Source organism: uncultured Microbacterium sp., assembly GCF_964244775.1.
GTDB lineage: Bacteria > Actinomycetota > Actinomycetes > Actinomycetales > Microbacteriaceae > Microbacterium.
This window is the reverse complement of record NZ_CAXTJR010000009.1, coordinates 1-20,978: the sequence shown is the minus strand read 5'-3', so window position 1 is coordinate 20,978 and position 20,978 is coordinate 1. Positions and strand designations below refer to the sequence as shown.

Annotated in this window: 20 protein-coding genes; 7 read left to right on the top strand and 13 right to left on the bottom strand. The window is 65.9% G+C overall.

The window, feature by feature from the left end:
- Nucleotides 1–37 precede the first annotated feature (37 nt).
- A complete protein-coding gene (locus ACFE6Z_RS13405) occupies nucleotides 38–1,651 on the bottom strand; it encodes a sugar transferase (RefSeq protein ID WP_375386192.1) in 1,614 nt (537 codons plus the stop codon).
- Between the two features lie 181 nt (nucleotides 1,652–1,832).
- On the bottom strand, nucleotides 1,833–2,999 hold the full coding sequence (locus ACFE6Z_RS13400; RefSeq protein WP_375386191.1) for a polysaccharide deacetylase family protein: 1,167 nt from the start codon (nucleotides 2,997–2,999) through the stop codon (nucleotides 1,833–1,835).
- Nucleotides 3,000–3,136: 137 nt separating this feature from the next.
- On the opposite strand from ACFE6Z_RS13400, the gene ACFE6Z_RS13395 reads away from it, so the two are divergent.
- On the top strand, nucleotides 3,137–3,652 hold the full coding sequence (locus ACFE6Z_RS13395) for a glycine cleavage system protein R (RefSeq protein WP_375386190.1): 516 nt from the start codon (nucleotides 3,137–3,139) through the stop codon (nucleotides 3,650–3,652).
- Nucleotides 3,653–3,706: 54 nt separating this feature from the next.
- Here ACFE6Z_RS13395 and ACFE6Z_RS13390 read toward each other — a convergent pair whose 3' ends face one another.
- On the bottom strand, nucleotides 3,707–4,369 hold the full coding sequence (locus tag ACFE6Z_RS13390; protein WP_375386189.1) for a TetR/AcrR family transcriptional regulator: 663 nt from the start codon (nucleotides 4,367–4,369) through the stop codon (nucleotides 3,707–3,709).
- Nucleotides 4,370–4,468: 99 nt separating this feature from the next.
- Between ACFE6Z_RS13390 and ACFE6Z_RS13385 the strand changes: the two genes are divergently transcribed.
- Together ACFE6Z_RS13385 and treS are read left to right on the top strand one after the other, a co-directional pair.
- Nucleotides 4,469–5,971, top strand: coding sequence for an MFS transporter (locus tag ACFE6Z_RS13385; RefSeq protein WP_375386188.1), 1,503 nt, complete (start codon nucleotides 4,469–4,471; stop codon nucleotides 5,969–5,971).
- Between the two features lie 123 nt (nucleotides 5,972–6,094).
- Nucleotides 6,095–8,425, top strand: coding sequence for a maltose alpha-D-glucosyltransferase (gene treS / locus ACFE6Z_RS13380; RefSeq protein WP_375386187.1), 2,331 nt, complete (start codon nucleotides 6,095–6,097; stop codon nucleotides 8,423–8,425).
- Nucleotides 8,426–8,481: 56 nt separating this feature from the next.
- Here the strand turns inward: treS and ACFE6Z_RS13375 are convergent, their stop codons facing one another.
- From ACFE6Z_RS13375 to ACFE6Z_RS13355, 5 genes are read right to left on the bottom strand one after another with little or no spacing between them, the layout of a single operon-like run.
- Nucleotides 8,482–9,078, bottom strand: a complete 597-nt coding sequence (locus ACFE6Z_RS13375) for an energy-coupling factor transporter transmembrane component T family protein (protein ID WP_375386186.1) — start codon at nucleotides 9,076–9,078, stop codon at nucleotides 8,482–8,484.
- Nucleotides 9,075–9,761 carry an energy-coupling factor ABC transporter ATP-binding protein gene (locus tag ACFE6Z_RS13370; RefSeq protein ID WP_375386185.1) on the bottom strand — a complete coding sequence of 229 codons (687 nt, stop codon included), beginning with the start codon at nucleotides 9,759–9,761 and terminating at the stop codon, nucleotides 9,075–9,077. The genes ACFE6Z_RS13375 and ACFE6Z_RS13370 overlap by 4 nt, the downstream gene beginning before the upstream one ends.
- Nucleotides 9,758–10,942 (bottom strand): thiolase family protein, encoded by a 1,185-nt coding sequence (locus tag ACFE6Z_RS13365; protein WP_375386184.1) that lies wholly within the window; start codon nucleotides 10,940–10,942, stop codon nucleotides 9,758–9,760. The genes ACFE6Z_RS13370 and ACFE6Z_RS13365 overlap by 4 nt, the downstream gene beginning before the upstream one ends.
- Nucleotides 10,935–12,236 carry a fatty acid--CoA ligase family protein gene (locus ACFE6Z_RS13360; protein WP_375386183.1) on the bottom strand — a complete coding sequence of 434 codons (1,302 nt, stop codon included), beginning with the start codon at nucleotides 12,234–12,236 and terminating at the stop codon, nucleotides 10,935–10,937. The genes ACFE6Z_RS13365 and ACFE6Z_RS13360 overlap by 8 nt, the downstream gene beginning before the upstream one ends.
- Complete coding sequence (locus ACFE6Z_RS13355) at nucleotides 12,233–12,868, bottom strand: biotin transporter BioY (protein WP_375386182.1); 636 nt, start codon at nucleotides 12,866–12,868, stop codon at nucleotides 12,233–12,235. Before ACFE6Z_RS13355 ends, ACFE6Z_RS13360 begins: the two co-directional genes overlap by 4 nt.
- A 108-nt stretch (nucleotides 12,869–12,976) precedes the next feature.
- Between ACFE6Z_RS13355 and ACFE6Z_RS13350 the strand changes: the two genes are divergently transcribed.
- Complete coding sequence (locus tag ACFE6Z_RS13350; protein ID WP_375386181.1) at nucleotides 12,977–13,624, top strand: TetR family transcriptional regulator; 648 nt, start codon at nucleotides 12,977–12,979, stop codon at nucleotides 13,622–13,624.
- Here ACFE6Z_RS13350 and ACFE6Z_RS13345 read toward each other — a convergent pair.
- The 3 genes from ACFE6Z_RS13345 to ACFE6Z_RS13335 all read right to left on the bottom strand — a co-directional run bounded on the left by ACFE6Z_RS13345 (nucleotide 13,605) and on the right by ACFE6Z_RS13335 (nucleotide 15,823).
- Entirely contained in the window at nucleotides 13,605–14,876 is a 1,272-nt protein-coding gene (locus ACFE6Z_RS13345; RefSeq protein WP_375386180.1) for a type II toxin-antitoxin system HipA family toxin, read from the bottom strand. The two genes, ACFE6Z_RS13350 and ACFE6Z_RS13345, sit on opposite strands and share 20 nt — an antisense overlap.
- Nucleotides 14,863–15,099 carry a helix-turn-helix domain-containing protein gene (locus ACFE6Z_RS13340; protein ID WP_375386179.1) on the bottom strand — a complete coding sequence of 79 codons (237 nt, stop codon included), beginning with the start codon at nucleotides 15,097–15,099 and terminating at the stop codon, nucleotides 14,863–14,865. The genes ACFE6Z_RS13345 and ACFE6Z_RS13340 overlap by 14 nt, the downstream gene beginning before the upstream one ends.
- Before the next feature lie 418 nt (nucleotides 15,100–15,517).
- The gene (locus ACFE6Z_RS13335) at nucleotides 15,518–15,823 is read right to left on the bottom strand and encodes a hypothetical protein (RefSeq protein WP_375386178.1); all 306 of its coding nucleotides are present in this window, start codon (nucleotides 15,821–15,823) and stop codon (nucleotides 15,518–15,520) included.
- A 105-nt stretch (nucleotides 15,824–15,928) separates the two neighbouring features.
- On the opposite strand from ACFE6Z_RS13335, the gene ACFE6Z_RS13330 reads away from it, so the two are divergent.
- On the top strand, nucleotides 15,929–16,393 hold the full coding sequence (locus ACFE6Z_RS13330) for a hypothetical protein (RefSeq protein ID WP_375386177.1): 465 nt from the start codon (nucleotides 15,929–15,931) through the stop codon (nucleotides 16,391–16,393).
- Between the two features lies 1 nt (nucleotide 16,394).
- Nucleotides 16,395–18,314, top strand: coding sequence for a dCTP deaminase (gene dcd / locus ACFE6Z_RS13325; RefSeq protein WP_375386176.1), 1,920 nt, complete (start codon nucleotides 16,395–16,397; stop codon nucleotides 18,312–18,314).
- A 373-nt stretch (nucleotides 18,315–18,687) separates the two neighbouring features.
- On the opposite strand, the gene ACFE6Z_RS13320 is transcribed toward dcd, so the two are convergent.
- Nucleotides 18,688–19,533, bottom strand: coding sequence for a hypothetical protein (locus tag ACFE6Z_RS13320; protein WP_375386175.1), 846 nt, complete (start codon nucleotides 19,531–19,533; stop codon nucleotides 18,688–18,690).
- Between the two features lie 454 nt (nucleotides 19,534–19,987).
- The gene (locus ACFE6Z_RS13315; protein WP_375386174.1) at nucleotides 19,988–20,122 is read right to left on the bottom strand and encodes a hypothetical protein; all 135 of its coding nucleotides are present in this window, start codon (nucleotides 20,120–20,122) and stop codon (nucleotides 19,988–19,990) included.
- An 18-nt stretch (nucleotides 20,123–20,140) separates the two neighbouring features.
- Here ACFE6Z_RS13315 and ACFE6Z_RS13310 point away from each other — a divergent pair.
- The coding region (locus ACFE6Z_RS13310) for an IS256 family transposase (protein WP_375386173.1) at nucleotides 20,141–20,978 on the top strand (838 nt) is incomplete at its 3' end.

The following is a 20,978-nucleotide window of genomic DNA, read 5'->3' as shown; positions in this document are numbered from 1 at the left end:
TCCGGTCTTGAGGTCGGAGTCGATGCTCCGAGTCATGTCAATACGCGCCCTTCGGGCGGATCATGACCTGTGCGGTGCGCCACATGATCATGAGGTCGGTCATGATCGACCAGTTCTCGACGTATCGCAGGTCGAGGCGAACGCTCTCGTCCCACGAGAGGTCGCTGCGTCCACTGACCTGCCACAGACCGGTGATGCCGGGCTTGATGTAGAGGCGCCGGTAGACGGTGCCGTTGTATGCGGTCACCTCGCGCGGCAGCGGCGGGCGCGGACCCACGACACTCATGTCGCCGACGAGGACGTTCCAGAACTGCGGGAGCTCGTCGAGCGACAGCTTGCGGAGGATTCGGCCGACCCGCGTGATGCGCGGGTCGTGCTTGAGCTTGAAAAGGGGGCCCGCTCCCTCGTTCGCGGTCTGCAGCGCGGCGAGCTCCGACTCGGCGGTGGTGCGCATCGTGCGGAACTTGAGGATCGAGAATTCCTCGCCATTGCGCCCGATCCGGGTCTGACGGAAGAACACCGGACCGCGGTCGTCGAGCTTGATGAGCACAGCGACCACACCCGTCACCAACGCGGTCGGGATCAACGCGATGCTCGCGAAGAGGACGTCGGTGGCGCGCTTGAGCACGTGTTTGCTCCCCTCGAACTCGGGGATGCGTACGTGGATGAGCGGAAGCCCGTCGATCGGACGCAGCGAGATGCGCGGACCGGCGACATCGGCGAGTCGGCTCGAGAGAATGAGTTCGGCGGCCGTACCCTCCAGCTGCCAGCTGAGCTGCTTGATGTAGTCGGGGTCGTCGGCGGGACGGCTCGCGACGATGACCGAGTCCGCGCCGAGCTGACGCGCATGAGATGCCACGGTGTGGGCGCTGCCGAGCACCGGGTGGTGGCGTCCGTCGATGATGAGGTCGGCTCCGGTGTCGCCTGTGTCGTTGCCGTCGTCCGTGGCAACACCGACGACGAGGTGGCCGTGAGCACCGCTGCCCTGCAGGGTGCGGATGACGTACTCCACATCGTCGCGCGTGCCGGCGACGATGGTACGGGCGGCGTAGCGTCCGGCGCGACGCTGCGCGCCGAGCCAACGTCGCCACGACCAGCGCGCCACCAGCAGCCCGAGGAGCCCGGCAGGTAGCGCGATCATGAGCTGGACGCGCGTGCCCGGCGTCTCGAAGAGAAGGAAGAGGATCGCTACGAGGCCGAACGCGAGACCGGTCGAGTGCGCCACGCGCTTGTACTCCGTGGCGCCAGACCCGACGACGCTCGCAGCACGCGTGTGGAAGGCCGCCAGCATGACGAGCCAGGATGCCGCGGTGAGCGCCGGAACGCCGACAGTGTCCAGCACGCCGACCGGCCCCATGGGGTTCACAAGCACGTTGGTGAACTGCGCAGCGGCTGTGACCGCAAAGACGACGAACGTGTCCGTGATGAGGAGGCGGCGCGCGTAGCGCCGTTCCCACAGCCGGCGCAACTCCACCGCCGGCTGCGGGAACGGCGCGACTGACGTCGTGAGGCGCTGCTCGGATACTGATCGTGCCCCAGGCACGAACCGAGACGGTGCGAGGGCGTCGAAGGCCCCCCGTACCGTCGTCGGCGCATCGATCGCCGTCATCGTGCGCTTGCGTGTGACCGCACGCGCGTAGACGCGTCCCATGACGTCATGACATTCCCCAGAAATGCGCATAGACGAGCAAAAGCTCGTCACTTTCCCCAGTTTGGCTAATCGGTCCCCAGACCGATTCGGAGACGACCCCTCGTCTCCGCCGCAGTCACTCTATCCCGATGATCACCGAAAAGGAAAGTGCGAGTTTGCTTTGCGTCCGGAACTTGTGTGCTCAGCCGATCTCGTTGATGAGGTCCGTGAGGCCCATGCCGTAATTTATCCGGACCACCGGCAGGGCGAGCTTGTCGGTACCGATCGCGACGTAGCCGGGTTCGATCGTGCGCGCCATCTCGAATCCCGCCTGGGTCACGCCCTGCTTCGCTGTGTCGTTGTAGTGCCCGAATGGGTAGGCGATTACTTCCTTGACCCCGAGAACGGCGGCGGACTGCTCGAGATCAGCGGCAATCTGATCGGCCGACCAGTTGACCATTCGCCCCTTGCCGTTGTCGCCGGCCTGATGCATGTCGTTCGTGTGCGACCGGCGCAGAACGTAGATATTGGGGGGCGGATCTTGGCGATAGGCCGTGATCATGAACGAGGTCGTCAGCAGCTTGTACTTGCCGACGATCGGGGCAGCAAGGTCGAACCAGCTCTGGTCAGCATCGTCGTCGGTGACGATCACGGAGTGATTCGGGAGGAAGAGCCTGCCGTCGACGAAAGCACTAAGTTCCTGCCAGGTCGGCAGGTAGAACCCCGTCGTCGCAATGTGATTCATCTGCGCATCGAAGTCGCCGATATAGGCGTAGTTGCCGCGCAACCAGCCCGACTCACCATCCGGGTTCGTCGTGAACTGGTGGTACATCAGGATCGGGATCTTCGCGTCCTCGGCTGCATTCTCCTCGGGCGTCTTCCACGCAGCGTTCAGGGTGATCTGGTTGTCCGTGCACGCCACGGCGTCAGCGCCGTTGATCCGCGCACCGATGTTGAATGCTGCGGCATCCGCGGGTGAGGTGTACCAACCTGCGAAGACCAGACCGTCGCGTGCGGGTATCGGGAGGTGAGCGTAGAGAGTGTCCTGTATCTCGAGAACCGGCGCCGTGGTGACGCCGTCGCCCACGAAGGTGACCGCACACGCGCGCGGATCCTGTGCCTCAGCGAGCAGTCGCTGGGCTTCGGTCGACGGGACGTACTCCGGGTCGGCTGTGGGACTGGCCGACGGTGCAGCTTCGGACGATCCCTCGGGGTTGCTCGCCGAGGCTGTCACGAAGCGGGGCACGGCAAGAGTGATCACCACGACGGCGGCGATGGCGAAGATCGCGATGCCGGTCACGGCGAAGAGCCGGCGCCGGCGCCGCACGCGCGCCGAAGGTCCGCGGCGTGCGCGTCTGGTCGTTTCCATCCCCGGCTCCTCATCGCGCCGCCACCGGCGGATCGCACCTGATTCTATGAGTTGACGGCGGAAAACCTCCGGGTCGACCGGAGGTGTCGTCACACGCGGCCGACCGCGCCGGCGGATGCCTCGCTACGCTGAGCCTCATGACAACGCTCGTCCTCACGATCGTCGGCGACGATCGCCAAGGTCTGGTGGCCGCGGTGGCCGACGTGGTCGACGCGCACGGCGGCAACTGGGAGAACAGCCAGCTCGCCGAACTGTCCGGCGCGTTCGCGGGCATCGTCGAGGTCGCCGTTCCTGCCCACCGCGTCGACGAGCTCAAGGCCGCGCTGCGCGGCATGGACGGGCTCCTCACGGTCACCGCGCATCCCGGCAGCGGCGCCCGTGATGCGGAGGCGGTCGCGAGGCACTTCGGCTTCCGCGTGCTCGGCAACGACCGACCCGGCATCGTGCGCGAGGTCTCGTCCACGCTCAGCGCCCAGGGGGTGAGCATCGAGCGGATGACCACCGAGACACGCGACGCCGCGATGTCGGGAGGACGACTGTTCGAGGCCACGATCGCCGCGCACGTCCCTCCTGCCGTCGACATCGACGCGGTGCAGGCGGCGCTCGAGCAGCTCGCCGCCGAGATCCAGGTCGACGTCACGGTCGGCGACTAATCCCGGCATCCCCATCCCCACCGGATGGTTCGAATACGTCGGTCGGATGCTGCGTCAGGCGCCTGCGACGGCGTGCGGCAGCCCGGCTGCCGGGAGGATGATCTCGTCGATCACCCCGATCAGGAACTCGCGGTTCACCGGCTCGCGCAGCATGAGGGTGCGGTACGAGGCCATCGCGGGACCGATCACGCACAGCGTCTCGATGTCGCGATCAGCGGAGATCTCGCCGCGTGCGATCGCGCGGGCGAAGATGATGCGGTTGGCCGCGGCCCGGGGCTCGACGAGGGCCTCGCGGGCCGCGGCAGCCAGCTCGGGGTCGCGCGCGATCATCGAGACGATGCCGGCCATGACTTTGAGCTTGCGTTCGGCCTCCGCGAGCGTGGGCGACTTGACCATCGCGACGAGGTCGCCCCGCAGCGTGCCGGTGTCGGGCGGAGACGTGAGGTCGTGGCCGCTGGATTTCATACACGCCACGGCGTCGAGCACGAGCTCGGGTTTGGACGACCACCGGCGGTAGAGCGTCGCCTTGCCGGCCTTGGCGCGCGCGGCGACCATGTCGATCGTCATTCCGTCGTAGCCCGCTTCGGCGAGCACATCGAGCGCCGCCTCGAGGATCTCGGGGTCGCGGGTGTGATCGCGCCTGCGGCCGAGCCGGGGCTTGTCGCTCTCCCCGCTCGAAACCTGATCGAGCGCGGAATCGAGGTCGATCTGCGTCATCGCAGTCGCCTCCTTCCTTCGTCGGTACGACGTTACCGGCGGGTGAATTCCTGAACCACCTAGATCCGGAACTCAACAGTACCGTATACAGTGGCGAACATGTCTTCTTCATCCACCCTCCCCGCGACCGATAATCGTCGCTGGATCACGCTCGTGGTGGTCGGGCTCGCCCAGCTCATGGTCGTGCTCGACGCCACCGTCGTGAACATCGCACTTCCGTCGGCCCAGGCCGACCTCGGATTCAGCGACGGCCAGCGTCAATGGATCATCACCGCATACTCCCTCGCCTTCGGCAGCCTGCTGCTGCTGGGCGGACGCCTCTCCGACCTGATGGGTCGCAAGCGCACGTTCATCATCGGCCTGATCGGGTTCGCCGTGGCCTCCGCGCTCGGGGGTGCGGCCGGCTCGTTCGAGCTGCTCGTCGCCGCCCGCGCACTCCAGGGCGCGTTCGGCGCGCTGCTGGCGCCCACCGCGCTCGCGGTGCTGACCACGACCTTCACGATCCCCAAGGAGCGTGCGCGCGCGTTCGGCGTCTTCGGCGCGATCGCCGGCGCCGGCGGCGCCGTCGGTCTCCTCCTCGGCGGCATCCTCACCGAGGCGCTCAACTGGCGCTGGAACCTCTACATCAACGTCTTCATCGCCGCCTTCGCCCTCGTCGGCGCCCTGATCTACATCCCGTTCCTGGCCCGCACCGGCCCGCGTCCGAAGCTCGACGTGCCCGGCACGCTCCTGGTCTCGGGTGGACTGTTCGGACTCGTCTTCGGTTTCTCGAACGCCGAGACCGACGGCTGGGATTCGCCGATGACGTGGGGGATGCTGACGGCCGCCGTCATCCTCATCGCGGCGTTCGTCTTCTGGCAGACGAAGGCGAAGCATCCGCTCCTTCCGCTGGCGATCGTGCTGGACCGCAACCGCGGCGCCGCCTATCTGTCGGTGATGATCGCCGGCGCGGGGATGTTCGGGATCTTCCTGTTCGTCACCTACTACCTGCAGCTGACCCTTGGGTACTCGCCGATCCAGACCGGCCTCGCGTTCCTGCCCATGATCGGGATGCTGGTGGTCGCCGCGCAGCTCGGCACCAACATCTTCGTGCCGCGCTTCGGGCCGAAGATGCTCGTGCCGGCGGGCATGACGCTCGGTGTGATTGCCATGATCTGGCTCACGACCCTCGACTCCTCGAGCGTCTACGTGCTGAACGTGATGCCGCCGCTCCTGGTCATGGGCTTCGCGATGGGCACGATCATGCCGGCATCGATGCAGACGGCCACGCTCGGGGTCGACCGGCACTTCGCCGGCGTGGCCTCGGCGATGGTCAACACCAGCCAGCAGGTCGGCGGGTCGGTGGGCACCGCTCTCCTGAACACGCTCGCCGCCACCGCGATGGCCGACTATCTCGCCTCGCACCTGCCGGTGAGCCCGGATGTGGTGACCGACGCGGCGATCGCGAGCTACTCGACCGCGTACTGGTGGGGTGCCGGATTCTTCGCCGTCGGCGCCGTGATGTCGGCCCTGCTGTTCCGCCGCCGCGGCGACGGGCTGTCGCTCTCGCATCACACGCCCGCGCAGGGCGAGGCCGCGTCGGATCCGGTGATCGCGCACTGACGCTGCGGGTGGGGGAGCGGATCCGCGGCGACGACGTCGTGTCAAGTTCTTCTCGGCCACCGCGTGCGCGCGTACGCTGGGCGGGCGCTCGATAGTTCGGGCCGTTGCACGGGAAGGGACGCAATGCTCGAACACACCGGAGTGGGCGCATCGGCCGAGACCCCGCATCCGATCGCGCCCAGCGAACCGGTCGACGCCGCCGCCTCCAGTGAGGCGGTCGAGCCCGACGAGCGCGATATCCCGGAGATCAGCTACGACGAGCAGCGGTATCCCGCACGCCCCCGTCGGCTGCGCCCTCGCGATCAGCTCGGCGGCGGAAGCCTCCGGCGGTTCACGAGCGACCCGCGCACGGCCAACGGCACTAATCCGTCGTATGTCGAATGGCTCGTGCGCCAGTCGATGCTGAAGGACGCCGACGTGCTCAGTCGCACCCTTTCGGGCAAGCCCTCGATGTGGCGCAATCCGTACGCGCGCCCGAATGCCCGCAAGGCGATCGAGACCAGTGACGTCTGGTTCACGGCCTACCCGATCTCGTTCATCACGCGCCCGGACGAGTCGTTCCTCCAGGCGCTCGGCAGCCAGGCCCTGTGGGACGCATTCCAGAAGGTCGGGATCAACGGCATCCATACGGGCCCCGTCAAGCAAGCCGGCGGCATCACCGGCTGGCAGCACACGCCGAGCGTCGACGGCCACTTCGACCGGATCAGCACCCAGATCGACCCCGAGTTCGGTGACGAAGAGGCCTTCCGGCACCTGTGCGATGTGGCCGACAGTCACGGCGGAATCGTGATCGACGACATCGTCCCCGGTCACACCGGCAAGGGCGCCGACTTCCGCCTGGCGGAGATGGCGTACAAGGACTACCCCGGCGCCTACCACATGGTCGAGATCCCGCCGGAAGACTGGCACCTGCTGCCCGATGTGCCCGATGGCCGCGACGCGGCGAACCTCGACGCCGAGCGCGAGGCCGTCCTCAGCGAGCACGGTTACATCATCGGCGAGCTGCAGCGGGTCATCTTCTACACGCCGGGCGTGAAGGAGACCAACTGGAGCGTCACCCCGCCCGTCGTCGGCACCGACGGGCTCGAGCGCCGCTGGGTGTACCTGCACTACTTCAAGGAGGGCCAGCCCTCGATCAACTGGCTCGACCCGACGTTCGCCGGCATGCGGCTCGTGATCGGCGACGCCCTCCACTCGCTCGGCGACCTGGGCACGAGCGCGCTGCGGCTGGACGCGAACGGGTTCCTCGGCGTCGAGAAGAGCGCCGAAGGGCTCCCCGCGTGGTCGGAGGGGCATCCCCTCTCCCACGCCGCGAACCACATCATCGCCGGCATGGTCCGCAAGGTGGGCGGCTTCACCTTCCAAGAGCTCAACCTGACCATGGAAGACATCCGCGACACCGGCGCGGTAGGCGCCGACCTGTCGTACGACTTCATCACCCGTCCCGGCTACCATCACGCGCTGGCCACCGGCCAGACCGAGTTCCTCCGCCTCGCGATGACCACGGCGCTGGCCACCGGGGTCGAGCCGGTGCATCTCGTACACGGAATGCAGAATCACGACGAGCTCACCTACGAGCTCGTCCACTGGGCCACTGCGCACCGCGACGACCTCTACCCGTTCCGGGGCGGCGAAGTGTCCGGTGGCGATCTCGCCGAGCTGATCAGGGCCGAGCTGGCCGAGAAGCTCACGGTCGAGGCCGACTACAACCTGATCTTCACGCAGAACGGCATCGCGTGCACCACGGCCTCGCTCATCGCCGCGACCCAGGGGAAGCCGACGCTCAGCGAGATCCTCGACGACGATGTCCCGAGCATCCGCGACGCACATCTGCTGCTCGCGAAGTACAACGCCTGGCAGCCGGGGGTGTTCGCCCTGTCGGGCTGGGACCTCACGGGCACGCTCACGCTCCCCGCCGACGAGGTGCGTCACCTGATCGCATCGGGCGACACGCGCTGGATCGAGCGGGGAGCTCATGACCTGCTCGATTCGTCGCCGCAGGCGAACTTCTCACGGGCGGGGATGCCGCGCGCGCGGTCGCTCTATGGGTCGCTGCCTGCTCAGCTCGAGCAGCCCGACTCCTTCCTGGCAGGCCTTCGCGAGGTGATCGGCGTCCGCCGTGATCACCGCATCGCCGTCGCGACGCAGGTCGACATCCCGCGCGTGGCCCACCCCAGCATGCTCGTCATGGTCCATCGCCTGGACGACGGCCACCACCATCAGACGGACGCGCCCCTGCAGATCACCGCCCTCAACTTCTCGGGGCAGCCGATCGAGGGCACGGTGCACTCCGAGGCACTCATCCCGGGAAGCCACGTCCGCGATGCCGCGACCGGCGAGTCGCTCGCGCGCGTCGACGATCTGCACAGCTTCAGCCTCGAACTGGATGCTTATGGCGGCCTGTTCCTGCTGCTCGAGGCGCCCGAGCCCGAGGGCGTCGCGGTGATCGAGTAGCGAGCGCCAGCGAGCGCGCCGAAACGCGGGGCCCCGCTACTCCACGCCGCGCTCCGCTACTCCACGCCGCGGGCGGCGAGCGACTCGGCGAGTTCGTCGGAGTGCTTGATCGACATGACCAGCAGAGGAACGACGGCGGTGTGCGGTCCGACCCGCACGCCCCGAGCCCGCTGGGCCTCACGGATCGCGGTCGCGAAGCCGACGATCACCGGGATCGCGGTGATCGTCAGTGCGAGCACGAGTCCGATGGCGGCAGGGTTGCCGCCGATGCGGCGAAGGGGAGCGAGCCCGCGCTCGACGCTGTCCAGCACTGCCGGCACTCGAGTGGTCAGGGTGATGAGCGACGCGAGGACCACCACGACGACGACCCGCCCGGTGTTGGTGAGGGCGGTGACGGGCGGGAGGAAGATGAGTTGCGTGATGAGCATCACCACGATCACCCACTTGATCACGAGCGCCTGTCGCAGGATCTCGCGGGGCCCGAACCCGCCCAGCAGGTAAAGGCAGATCGTCAGCACGGCTGCGAGGCCGAGCCCGATCGGGGTCGTGCCGAAGATGCTGACCGCGACAGCGATGGCGGCGAAGGCGATGATCTTCACGCCGGCGGGCATGCGATGAAGGATGCTGTGGCCCGGCCGGTACAGCGAGATCATGCGGTGGTCCGCTCGTAGTCGGCGATGATCTTCTCCGGGGATCCGGCATCGACGAGGCGGCCGCCGTCGAACCGCAGCGCGATGTCGCAGCGGGCGGCGAGCCTGAGATCGTGGGTCACGAGCACGAGTTGCCGGGCGGCCTCCGCGAACAGGTGGTCGCTGATGCGGCGCGCGTTGGCGATATCGAGCAGGGCGGTCGGCTCGTCCGCGATGATGAGGTCCGGCTCGGTCACGAGGATCGCAGCGAGCGCGAGAAGCTGCTTCTGCCCGCCCGAGAGACTGTGCGCCGACTGATCGGCGAGGGCGGCGAGACCCACGGCATCCAAGATTGCCGCGACGCGGTCCTCGGCTGCCTGACGCTCGAGCCCGCGTCCGCGGAGTGAGAAGGCGACGTCTTCGGCGACCGTCGGCATGATGATCTGGGCGTCGGGGTTGCTGAAGACGAAGCCGACGCGCCGCCTCAGCGTCTTGCCTTCCCGCGCCGGGTCGAGGCCGTGCACCGAGATCGTGCCCGCGGAGGCGGTGACCAGACCGTTGAGAAGGCGCGCGAAGGTCGACTTCCCCGACCCGTTCGCGCCGACGACCGCGATCCGGCGCTGGTCGAGCTGCACCGAGACATCCTCGAGGATGCGGCGGCCCCCTCGGTCGACCGCAACGCCCGAGAGTGAGATCAGCGCGGTCACCGCACGACCTCGACCAGCACCGCGACACCCATGCCGCCGCCCACGGCGGCCATCGCGAGTCCTCGTGTACCGGCCGGCGACCCGGAGCGGACCAGGCGCGAGAAGAGTCTGACGATGCCGATCGCCCCGCTCGCCCCCCACGGGTGCCCCAGGGCCAGCGCGCCGCCGTCGGCGCACACGCGCGGGTCGACCTCGCGCCCCGCGCACAGACCGAGGCGACCGAGTACCGCGAGGGTCTGGGCGGCGAACGCCTCCACGATCTCGAACGCGTCGATGTCGTCGAGACCGAGCCCCGTCATCCCGAGGAGCCGCTCCACCGCGGCTACCGGCCCGATGCCGGGTAGTGCCGGATCGCAGCCCACCGTGGCGTGCGCGACGACAGCGAGAGCCGGTGCATCGTGCCTGGCGGATGCCGGGACGAGTGCCACCGCGCCCGCCCCGTCGCTGATCCGGCAGGAGTTGCCCGCAGTGACCGTGCCCACCGCCTCGGGTGCTCCGACCGTGGGGTGGAGGGGAGCGAAGCGCCCCAGCATCCGCTCTATGCCGTCGCGGGGTCCGTCGTCGCGATCGAGGCCCCCGATGGCCACGATCTCGGCATCGAAACGGCCGTCCTGCTGGGCGGCGCGGGCGAGGCGGTGGCTGCGCAGGGCGTAGGAGTCCTGCGCGGCGCGGTCGATGCCGTCGTGCGCGGCCAGCGCCTCTGCCGCGGGGCCCATCTCGGGATCCGGGAAACCCGCCGGGGCGAAACGGGCCCGGGCGTACACCTCACCGTCGGCGATGCGCACAGGCGCGGTCGAGGCGCTCTCGGCGCCTCCGGCGAGTATCATGCGCCCTTCGCCCGCCCGGATCGCATCGGCGGCGGTGGCCACGGCGGCCAGCCCGCTTCCGCACTGCCGATCGACGGTCATGCCGGGCACGGCCACGTCGAACCCCGCAGCGAGCACACCGAGCCGGGCGATGTTTCCACCGGGCCCCATGCAGTTGCCGAGGATTACGTCGCCCACCGCGGGGGCGGCGTTGCCGATCGCGTTCGCGGCGTCGTCGGCGGCGGATCGCAGTGCGGCTGCGGCCAGTTCCTCGACACCGAATCGTGCCAGGCGGCCTCCGATCGTGGAGATCGGGGTCCTGCGCGCGGCGACGATCATGGGGGTGCGGGCGGATCGATCCGCGACGTCAGGCAAGTCTCGCCGTCCGTCCGCTCAACGCCTCGTCGCGGATCCTCGCCCGTTCGGGCTTCCCCGACGCGGTACGCGGCAGTTCGGCGGCGACGAACCAGCGCCTCGGCAGATGGGTGACGGTGAGCGTCTCGCGCACCCGGTCACGCAGCTCGGCGGAGGTTAGGGGGGCCGCGTGCGCCGACAGCTGCACAGTGACGCCGACGAGCGACCCGGCGCGGGGGTGCGGCACGGCGAACGCCACCGCATCCTCAACACCGTCGACCGCGCGGAGGGCCGCCTCGACATCTGCGGGGATGACGGTCGCGGACGAGGTCTGAATGGCAGCATCCCGGCGTCCGCGCAGCAGGATCCGGGGCCGCGGATCATCGGTGGATGAGGATGCCTCGTCGAAGGCGGCTCCGTCGCCTACGGTCGCCCACCCGTCCGCGTCGCGGCGGAAAGCGCCCCCGTCTGCGCCGAGGTAGCCGAGCGCGATGAAGGGGGAGAGAGCCCACAACTCGCCGTCATCGATCCGCACGTCGACGCCGGGAAAGGACCGGAGGCCGGTGCCGTCGATGTCTACAGCGACGAAGGACAGTTCCGCGGCGCCGTAGTAGGAGATGATCCGGATGCCGTGGGCTTCGGCCCTGGTGCGCAGCGCGGGATCGAGCTCGGCGCCGCCGACCAGAGCCGCCCGGAGCCGGTGGGCGGCGCCTTGCTCGATCAGCTCGACGATTTCCCGGAGGCCATGGGGCGTCGTGTGGGTGGCCGTCGCGTCGGCGATGTCGACGGGGCTGAGGGCCGCGCCGACCGGAAACCGAAGAGCGAAGCCCATGGCCGCGGCGTGTGCGACCGAGAAGAGCGACAGCGAGGAGGCAAGCGGTGCGGGCAACAGAACGGTGTCGCCAGCAACCAGCTGAAGGAAGGACGCGACCGCAGCGAACGAGTCGGCCCACGAGCGATCGGTCCGCAGCAGCAGTCGAGGTGTGCCGCTGCTCCCCGAGGTGAACGACGCCCAGGCGGGACGACCATCGGCGGCCGATCCTGCTTGGACTGCCGAAGCTGCCCCCGCCGCCAGCAACGCCTGAGCCCTTCGATCCGGGTGGGAACGGTCATCGGCGATGATCCCGATGCCGCCCGCGGCCCGCACCGCCAGCAATGTCGCGACCGCTTCGATCGGATCCGCGGCCGGGATCGGCACCAATCCTCCGCCCGCCGCGACGGCTGCGGCCGCGGTACCGGATCGCGCGGCCACCCGGGCAGCCAGCTCGCTCCAGCTCGGCGAAACCGCGCCCCGGCGGAGGGCGGGTGCGGTCATGGAGCCGCCGGATCCCGGCCGGCCTCGGCCCGGGCGATCTCCTCGCGCTGCGCCGGTGCTGAGACGTTCGCGCGGTGGAAAGCGGCAGGGTACGCGCGCCACAGCGCCACGACGATCGCCGATGTGAGGGCGACCTTGATGAGGTCTCCCGGGAGGAAGACGAGGCTCGAGAGCGCGGTCGCACCCAGGGGCAGCCCCGTGACGAAGGACTGCACGGGGATGCCGATCGCGTACACCACCACGACCCCGCCGACGAAGCACGCCAATGCGGTGCGCCACCACGTCGGGCGCCGGAGGTCGGCGCGCAGGATCAGGCCGACCACGAACGCTCCGGTGATCCATCCGAGCAGGTAGCCGGCAGACGGTCCGACGAACACCGCGACGCCCCCGCGACCGCCCGACAGGAGGGGGAGCCCGATCAGTACGAGCACTTCGAACACGATCACGGCGGTGGCGCCCAGCCACGGCCCGAGCACCGCGCCGGCGAGCATGACGCCCAACGTCTGCGCGGTGATCGGAACCGCGCCGCCGAAAGCGGGAATCGAGCCGGGGATGCCGAGCACGGCGATCAGGGCGGCGAAGATCGCGATGCGCGTGAGGTCGGCAACGCCGATCGAAGAGTTGCGTGACATGATGTCCGATCTGTACGAGCGGTCTGCCGGGGGTCCTGAACAGCGTTCACCTGAACGCCGTTCATGTTAGCGTGACGGAGTCGGCTCGAGCGAATGGAAGTGGACCGGATGGCGGCTGGGTCGGTGCGCAACTCGCGGGAGGACGTCATCGCCGTCGCCCTTCGCCTCCTCGACGAGACGGGTCTGCCGGATCTGACGATGCGACGGCTGGCCGCCGCGCTCGACGTGCAGCCGAGCGCCCTGTATTGGCACTTCACCGACAAGCAGACGCTGCTGGCTGCGGTGTCCGACCGCATCATCGACCGCGTGCCGAGTGTGCGCCCTCGGGATGACGAAGGCTGGGCCGAGCTCGCGCTCGCCGAGGCCAGAGCGCTCCGCGATGCGCTGCTGTCCTATCGCGATGGCGCAGAGCTCGTCGCCAGTGCTCTCGCGCTCGGCCTCGGCGCGGATGCAGCCCGTGAGCGGTTGCGCGCGGCGCTGGGCCGTGGCGACTTCGACGCATACATCGTGGATGCCGGAGCCGACGCGATGCTCCAGTTCTTGCTCGGCCACGTCGCCCACGAGCAGCAGCGGATGCAAGCGGACTCACTGGGAGTCGTCGCGTCCCCGCACGCGGTCAGGGCTGAGGATGCCTCGGGCACGGTGCCCAGTCAGGGAGCCGCGTTCGATTTCGGGTTCACCCTGCTGCTGGACGGACTGGCCAAGCACGTCCGCAGCGCGGCGGGCCCGGCTGGCCTCACCGCTTCGGTTCGCTGATCTCGGCTCCGGCGAGTAGCCGGCCGAGGGTCCACTCGATATGTTCGACCATTCCGACTGACGCGCCGGCGGGCGCCGCCACAACGTCGACAGCCGCTTTGAGCGAATCGAGGGTGTCGTGGACCACCGCGGATGCCCGCCCACCAGAGATCACACCCCACGACTTCGCCTCCTCGAGGATGCGTTCAATCGACATGCGGCGGTGGTCGAAAAACCCACCGACCGCAAGGGCCAGATCCCAATTGATGAGCCCAGCTTGGAACAGATTGGGTAGCGCGTCGTAGACCTGAGACAGCGCGGTTCCGGAAACGAGGTGCATGAGGGCGACGTTCTTCGCGTGCGCGTCATTGTTGCCGATAGCCACGTGGAACGTGAGTTGACGAAGCCACTGCTCGACGGCCGCGTCCCCTCCGGGGATCGATCCGAGGAGTTCACCGATGCGGCGCGCAGTCGCTCGTTTCGGATCGGTCGGCCAATCTGGCGTCTGGAACTTGAGGTCAGTGTTGCGCCATTCCAGGCTCATCGCCTGTGCGAGGTCCTCTTGGTGGTGGAGACGTACGTGGTCCTCGACGACCTCGCGGTCGAACCGCTCGATCGCGAGGTAAGGCGTCCGACCCGCCGTATGGATGTGGCTCGCGTAGCTGGACAGTCCGATGGCCCGGGTAAGGAGGTGGCTGTAGTGCTCGTCGAATATTCGCGTCGGTCGCGCGGGTACCTGTGGTTTCAGGATGTAGGTCGAGTGCGCTCGTCCGTGAGGATAGGCCCAGCCGGAATCGGCCTTGATAACGAGCACTTTGGGCTGGTAGCCGGGCAATGTCGATCGGCTGTCATCCGGGATGCCCTGGTCACTCTCTCTGATCGCCTGCTTCAGCTTCGCCTCGAGCTCGCGCTCTGTGAGTTCGTCCCAGCTCGGGGTGTACTCGGGCGACTCATTCGGCCGGCGTAAGCTCACCGCTCCAGCAATGGACCCCCCAAACTCCCACAGCAGCGCGAACAGGTCAGCCATGTCGATGTGGCGTTTGGCTGCCATTTGCTCTCGATGGTTGCCTTCAGGAACGTACCCGCCGAGGAAGTTCGAGAGATCGCCCAGGGGAGGGCGTCGACCGGGCAGCGTGGCGAACGATTCGCTGAGCACGATGCCGCCGTCCTCGTATCCGCGGTCTACAGAGAGCGAGATGCGGCTGCGGTCTCGAGCTGCGGGCTCAACCGTGCCCACAAATTGATCGTGAAGGAACAGATCAAGCGTCGCCACGATCATCCTCGTAGGTCAGCGTTACAGCGATGCCCAGTTCATGCAGTACACGGAACAGGCGGCTGATGTAGAGATTGGGTCGAGCCGATTCGAGATCGACCATGTAGTCGCGCGAGAAGGCCAGCCGTTCCGCGAGTTCTTGTTGGCTAAGACCCTTTTCCTCTCTGGCGACCTTGATCACAGTCGCGACGTCATTGAGCTTGCGCGCGGTTATGGCAGGCATGGCGGCTCCAATGTGGGAATATAACCACTGTACGCCAAGTGGGTATATTCCCACAATGTTCAGTGTGGGAATATACCCACCCCGTACGACGCCGCACGTACGTGGGCGCAAGCGAATCCGCAGTCGCCGTCGTTCAAGTGCCCAGAGGCGCTGACCGGGTAAATAAAGGACCCTCCTCCAGTAGAAGCCTGAAGAAGGGCCAGTGGCTCCGACGGGCGTCGATCCCGTGACCTCACGATTTTCAGTTGTATGCGCCGGGCCTACGGGTGCTCACAAGTGTTCGTTTGCCGCATGATTCGGGGGAAGCTGTGCTCGTTGGTGGTGGCTAGTTCTGGGTGGTTTCAGCTGAGTTCCCGGCCCGGGACCGGCCCGCCTCTCTAGTCCGCTCACGTAAGAGCTGCGGACGGTGCAGCTGGGCTCAGCCCAGTTCGGGAACTTCTTTGAGCGCATCCGTGATTGCCTGAAAGGCGCCCCACAGAGGTGAGTCAACTGGTGTGAAGTATCGACGCTTGTGTTCGACGTGTTCGACGAGCATGCGGCAAGACACGAATAGTCCGAGTTCGGCCCGTGTGGAGCTTGCGGCGTGGCCGAGAGCAGCCATCGCCTCCTGTGCTTCGAGAAGGTAGAAGGGCGATTCCCGGCTGCGATGGATCCACGCCGCGAGTTCGATGCGAAGAGGCCGCCCGAACAACCGCTTCGCTAGATCGTCTGCGTGTTGAATCACAAACTAGATTCTAGTTAGTAGTCTCAAATGGATGTCGGTAGATCGCGCGATCATCAACATGCGACTGATACCCTCAGCCAGAATCGACTCTCAAGGAGATCCAACATGTCGGCGATGTACGCACACATAGGTCATGACATGCTCGCTTCGTCTACGAGCCTTCTTACGACTCGTGTGGCGGGTGCAGCGGCGCGCCACCGACTAGGAATCGATCTCACCGAGTCTGACGTGGAAGCTGTCAAGACGATGCTCACTGTTCTGCGCTCTGAAGTATCGGTTTTGAGCGGGGAAAGAGAAGCGAGTGTGCGCGATGAGTCTGCGTACGCCGTGACGGGTTTTGCGCTTGGAGAGATCACTCGCGACGGAATCGGTGAGGTTGACGAGCTGACCGCCGCGGCGAGTCTCGCAGAACTTGCGGGAAGCCTGGAGCGACTGCTTTCTCGAGAGACCTCGGCATCGGAAGTCTTGATGATCGAGCAGGTGTTTCTAGCTACTGGCCGTCAGGCTTCGCTGGGCCTCTCCGGAACCGGCGAGGCTCTGCCGGGACCGTCGTTGGTGCTCGCCTACTAAGGTGCTGGAAGTAGCTGACTACCTCCGCGACTCTCTGGTTGATCGTGCGAGGGCTTTTCAGAGAACGCTCGAGGATGAGATAGCCCACGCCGGTAGCACCGGTCCTGGCTTTGAGCACGCCTTGCGTGTCTTTTACCACTACAGCGAGCACGTCATCACGCAAGTCGAGCATGCCCATGCCTCGGCGCCCACGCCCTCGGTTCAGTTAGCTGAATTGAGATCTTGGACAAATCACTTCCGAGACAGGCTCAAGTTCTTCGATGCGCAGTTCTTGCGGGGGCGTCGACGCGTACCCCATTCACTTCTTGACCTGATCGAATCAGAAATCCTTCGAATGGGAATCGACCCAACCGAAGCGGTTGTCACAGTCGGGCCACCAGACAACTTTGCGACATTTGTTCACGACCTGTGGCCGGTCGTATTCAGTGGCTTCAGTATTCCCGTCACTCGGCCTGACGATCTTCGCGGGAAACCGCTCGCACTAATCTCTGTGCCTGAGGCTGAAGGGTCTCGAGCGGCTTGGGTGCCGGTAACGTGCGGACATGAGCTCGGTCACTTCCTTCAGGCGCGCAAACCGGTTCAGTTCACCGGTATGCCGAGCGTTGATCGGGCTCTCTTGGGTAGCTCGACTGGCCCGCTACCTCTTAGACATGGCGAACCACGCGTGCGTGCTCTCGAACAGGTGCTCGCCAATTGGCAAGTCGAGTTGACCTGCGACGCGTATGCGGTCCACCGGTATGGAACCGGTGCGATTATGGCGCTAACCGATTTCCTTTGCTTCGCATCCCCAGAGTCTGCGGCGGGAACGAGCCACCCGCCCCGTTCCCTGAGAACGAGGCTCATGCTTCTGTGGCTTGATCAAACCGAGCACGGGGCTGCTCTGGGCGAGGTAGAAGCCTTCAGGCAGCTTGCGATTCAGGAGACGCCGCTTCCTGACTGGGCACAGTATCTGTGTGATCATTTTTCCGACGGTGCGGAGGCGATGTGGGATTCGGTATCACTGTGGTGCGGGGCGCAGGCATATGGCGATCGTGACCGAGTAGGGGCGGTCGAGAAGGTGCGGGACCTTCTTGTCGAAGGCATCCCCGGCACCGAAACGGTGCTGGTCGATGGAAATTCGGTCGAGGTCGAGGCCGCCGACATTGTGAACGCAGTTTGGTTGGCGTTCGCAAACAAAGAGCGCAAGTCGGTGAATAAGTTGGCTCTCAAGGCTCTCGACACACTGGACTTCGTTGGCAAGTGGCGAGCCGCAGGAGGAGACCTCGAAAAGGTCCAGCCGGTTGAGATGGGAGAGGACACCAAGGGAGCGCTGACACATGACGCCTTGATCGCTCGTCTGGCTGCTCAGGATAAATCTCGACTAGTCATGACGCCACTGCTCCCAGCTGCGATCGGAGCTGCATCTCTAGACCTTCGCCTTGGTAACCGATTCATCATATTTGAGCGGTCGAGTGCGCCAGCCTTTGATGCTGTGGCAGCGGACAGGGATCCAAGGACGATGCAGGCCGAGGTTGAGAAAGCGTGGGGGGATGTCTTCTACCTGCATCCCGGGCAGATGGTACTCGCGGCGACATTGGAATACATCGTCATGCCAAGTGACCTAACGGCTCAGGTGATTACTCGATCGTCCTACGGTCGTTTGGGGCTGTTAAGCGCAACGGCAGTGCAGGTCCATCCTCATTTCGCTGGGTGTCTCACACTTGAGTTGGTTAATCTCGGAGACGTTCCAATGGCCATCACTCCAGGCGAGAGAATTACGCAGCTGATGTTGTGGACAACAACCTCGCCCGTCCCGAAGCCAGACGACGGTGCCGTGAAGTACAACTATCCAACGGGCCCCGAGTTTTCGAAGATTCGAAACGACAAAGAGACACGAATTTTGCGGGCAATGCGCGAAGGGTTCCAGCGCAAGAACATCTAGGCACCAGTAGGCCAGCGGCACGGCTGCTCGGACAGGCGAACCCTAGCGTCCAGGGGCGACGGGTTGGGGTGATCGGGCGCAGCACCAAGCGCGGCGGGCGGCGAGACTAACCCGCAACCGCTATCAGGTCTACACATGGCCTTATTCCACTTGCAGCCCCGGCCTCGTGAAGGCGCATCGAATCTACCTACCCGTGGTGATGCAGCGGACTATCGACCGTACCTCGTGGCATCGGCGTGTGCTGTCCGAAACTCGACAGATGTGCTGCTCAGGCCCTCGTCCCACATGCGATCAAAATCGAGATCGGTGGAATATGTGTTGGGCTTCTGTTCGGTCTCGGGCTCGAAATCTTGATCGTTACGCGAAAATCCGATCATGGTACGAGGTCCCCTCTCTCCGTTACTGCGAGTGTAGCGGTGCGCTGGCGGCTAGGGCTGAGCGTGGCCAGGGTGTCCAGAGCTTTTGCTGCTGAGACGAACCATCCGTAGGTCTCAAGTAGGCGAGCATCCGTCTCGCGAAGCATACTGGGCGCCGTCGACATCAGCACGAGAACGCCCCACACTCTTGTTTGATCAACTGACTTACGATCTCGTAAGAGGGGGACGGCGAGGAACTGCTTGAAGGTTGTGGCCTGCGGATCAACCTTCATCGCCCTCTGGAAGAGCCCGATCGAGTCAGCTGAATCCGCGTAGAAGTAGCTCTGGCTGAGCAAGAGCTTGATGAGTGCAGCTGCGTCTGGATTCTTGTGGCTGGACAATTTGTACGCGAACTCACCCGGATTGATGTGCGTCTGACGCTCACGTTCGAAGAAGTCTCGGCCATTTCCCGCCCAATTTGCTCGCAGGATGCATGCTTCTACGCGTTCCGCCGGATCGATTCCCTGTGTGTGGATCGCGCGCGACTTGAAGTAGGCGCAGGCTTCGACGAGCGTATGGCCGATGTACTTGTCGTCTACCTCACCAACCCTGACGTCGCTCGCCTTCGTGATCAGATGCGCGACACGGGACGAATGACTTTGAGCAGCGGTTGTAAGTTCGAGATTTCTTTTGGTATCGCGATCAACTTGTAGCCTGCGCGACATGGTTCTAGCGACAACGCTCGGGATCACAGTAAGTGCCGCCAACGCGACAACGACCCAAATCTTGTTGTCCGCGCCCCAGTTCCAAAGCGTCGGCGCGAACCAGCCGCGGAACTGATCGCGAACGTCGTCGATGCTCACAATAGCGAGCCCGATTGTTCCAAGAATGGTTGCGTAAGGGGCAAGGCGGCTGACCCACGTCGCAACGGCCACAGTCGCAACTGCTCTCTTCGATGAGCGGGCGGGCGCCGGTGCATTGTTCAAGGGGATACACAGTTTCGGATTTGGGTCGTAGGCCGTCAGCTATCTGTTGCGGCGCATGGCGCAGATCGCCAACCCTATGAACCTATCGATTCGACGAGGGAACGCCACACCGGGACGGCGTTATGGTGCTTGGCGTGGCGGTCTGGGCGCCCTCGTCATGCTCTCAGATCCCCGCAGAAAGGAATGGCAACTCATCTCACGCTTCCGGCCCACGCTGGCGAGTGACCCGTCCGAGGAGCGCCCGGACCGCAGCGAAGCGAGGACAGGACGCACCACAGGACGGGGCACTCGCGCCGGCCGGAGGCCGGCCTTGAACGAGTAAAGAAAGTTCTCACAGCTCGAGGAGCCGCCTCGGTGCGACGGTGATGTCCCAGGGGTTGGTGTAGTTTCCTGGCTCGGGGTTCGCGTCGTGGACGTGGATGAGCCATCGTGCGATGGTCAGTGAGTACCGATCAAAGTCACTCACAGGAAGACACAACGCACGATGGCTCTAGACCAGTCTGCCCTCCTCGAGCTTCTAGGGGAACTGAAACTCACCGATGTCACTGACCGGATCAGGGTCGCGACCGAGACGCTCTATCAGGAGTTGATCGACGCGGAAGCGGCCGCGTTCATCGGCGCTGCCCCGTTTGAACGCACCCCCGCCCGGATCGCGCAGCGCAACGGCACCCGGCCTCGGACCCTGTCCACGACGACCGGGGATTTGGAGTTGCGGATCCCGAAGCTGCGGCAGGGGACGTTCTTCCCGTCGCTGCTGGAACGCCGACGCCGGGTCGACCAAGCCCTGTTCGCGGTCGTGATGGAGGCGTACGTGCACGGCGTCTCCACCCGCAAGGTCGACGACCTGGTGAAGGCGCTCGGCGCGGACACCGGTATCTCGAAGTCGGAGGTGTCGCGGATCTGCGCGAACCTCGACGAGGACGTCGCCGCGTTCCGCGACCGGCCGCTCGCGGACACCACCTACCCGTATGTGTTCCTCGACGCGACCTATTGCAAAGCGAGAGTCGGCCGGCGGGTGGTCTCCCAAGCCGTCGTCGTCGCGATCGGCGTCGCCGCGGACGGGCGGCGGGAAGTCCTCGGTTTCGAGGTCGGGGACACCGAGTCGCAACCGTTCTGGACCACGTTCCTGCGGTCCCTCAAGGCCCGCGGGCTCGACGGCGTCCGCCTCGTCATCTCCGATGCTCACACGGGTCTGATCGCCGCGATCAACACCGTGTTCGTCGGGTCGAGTTGGCAGCGCTGCCGGGTGCATTTCATGCGCAACGTCCTCTCGAACGTGCCCAAAGCGACCGGGCCGATGGTCGCGTCGATCATCCGCACGA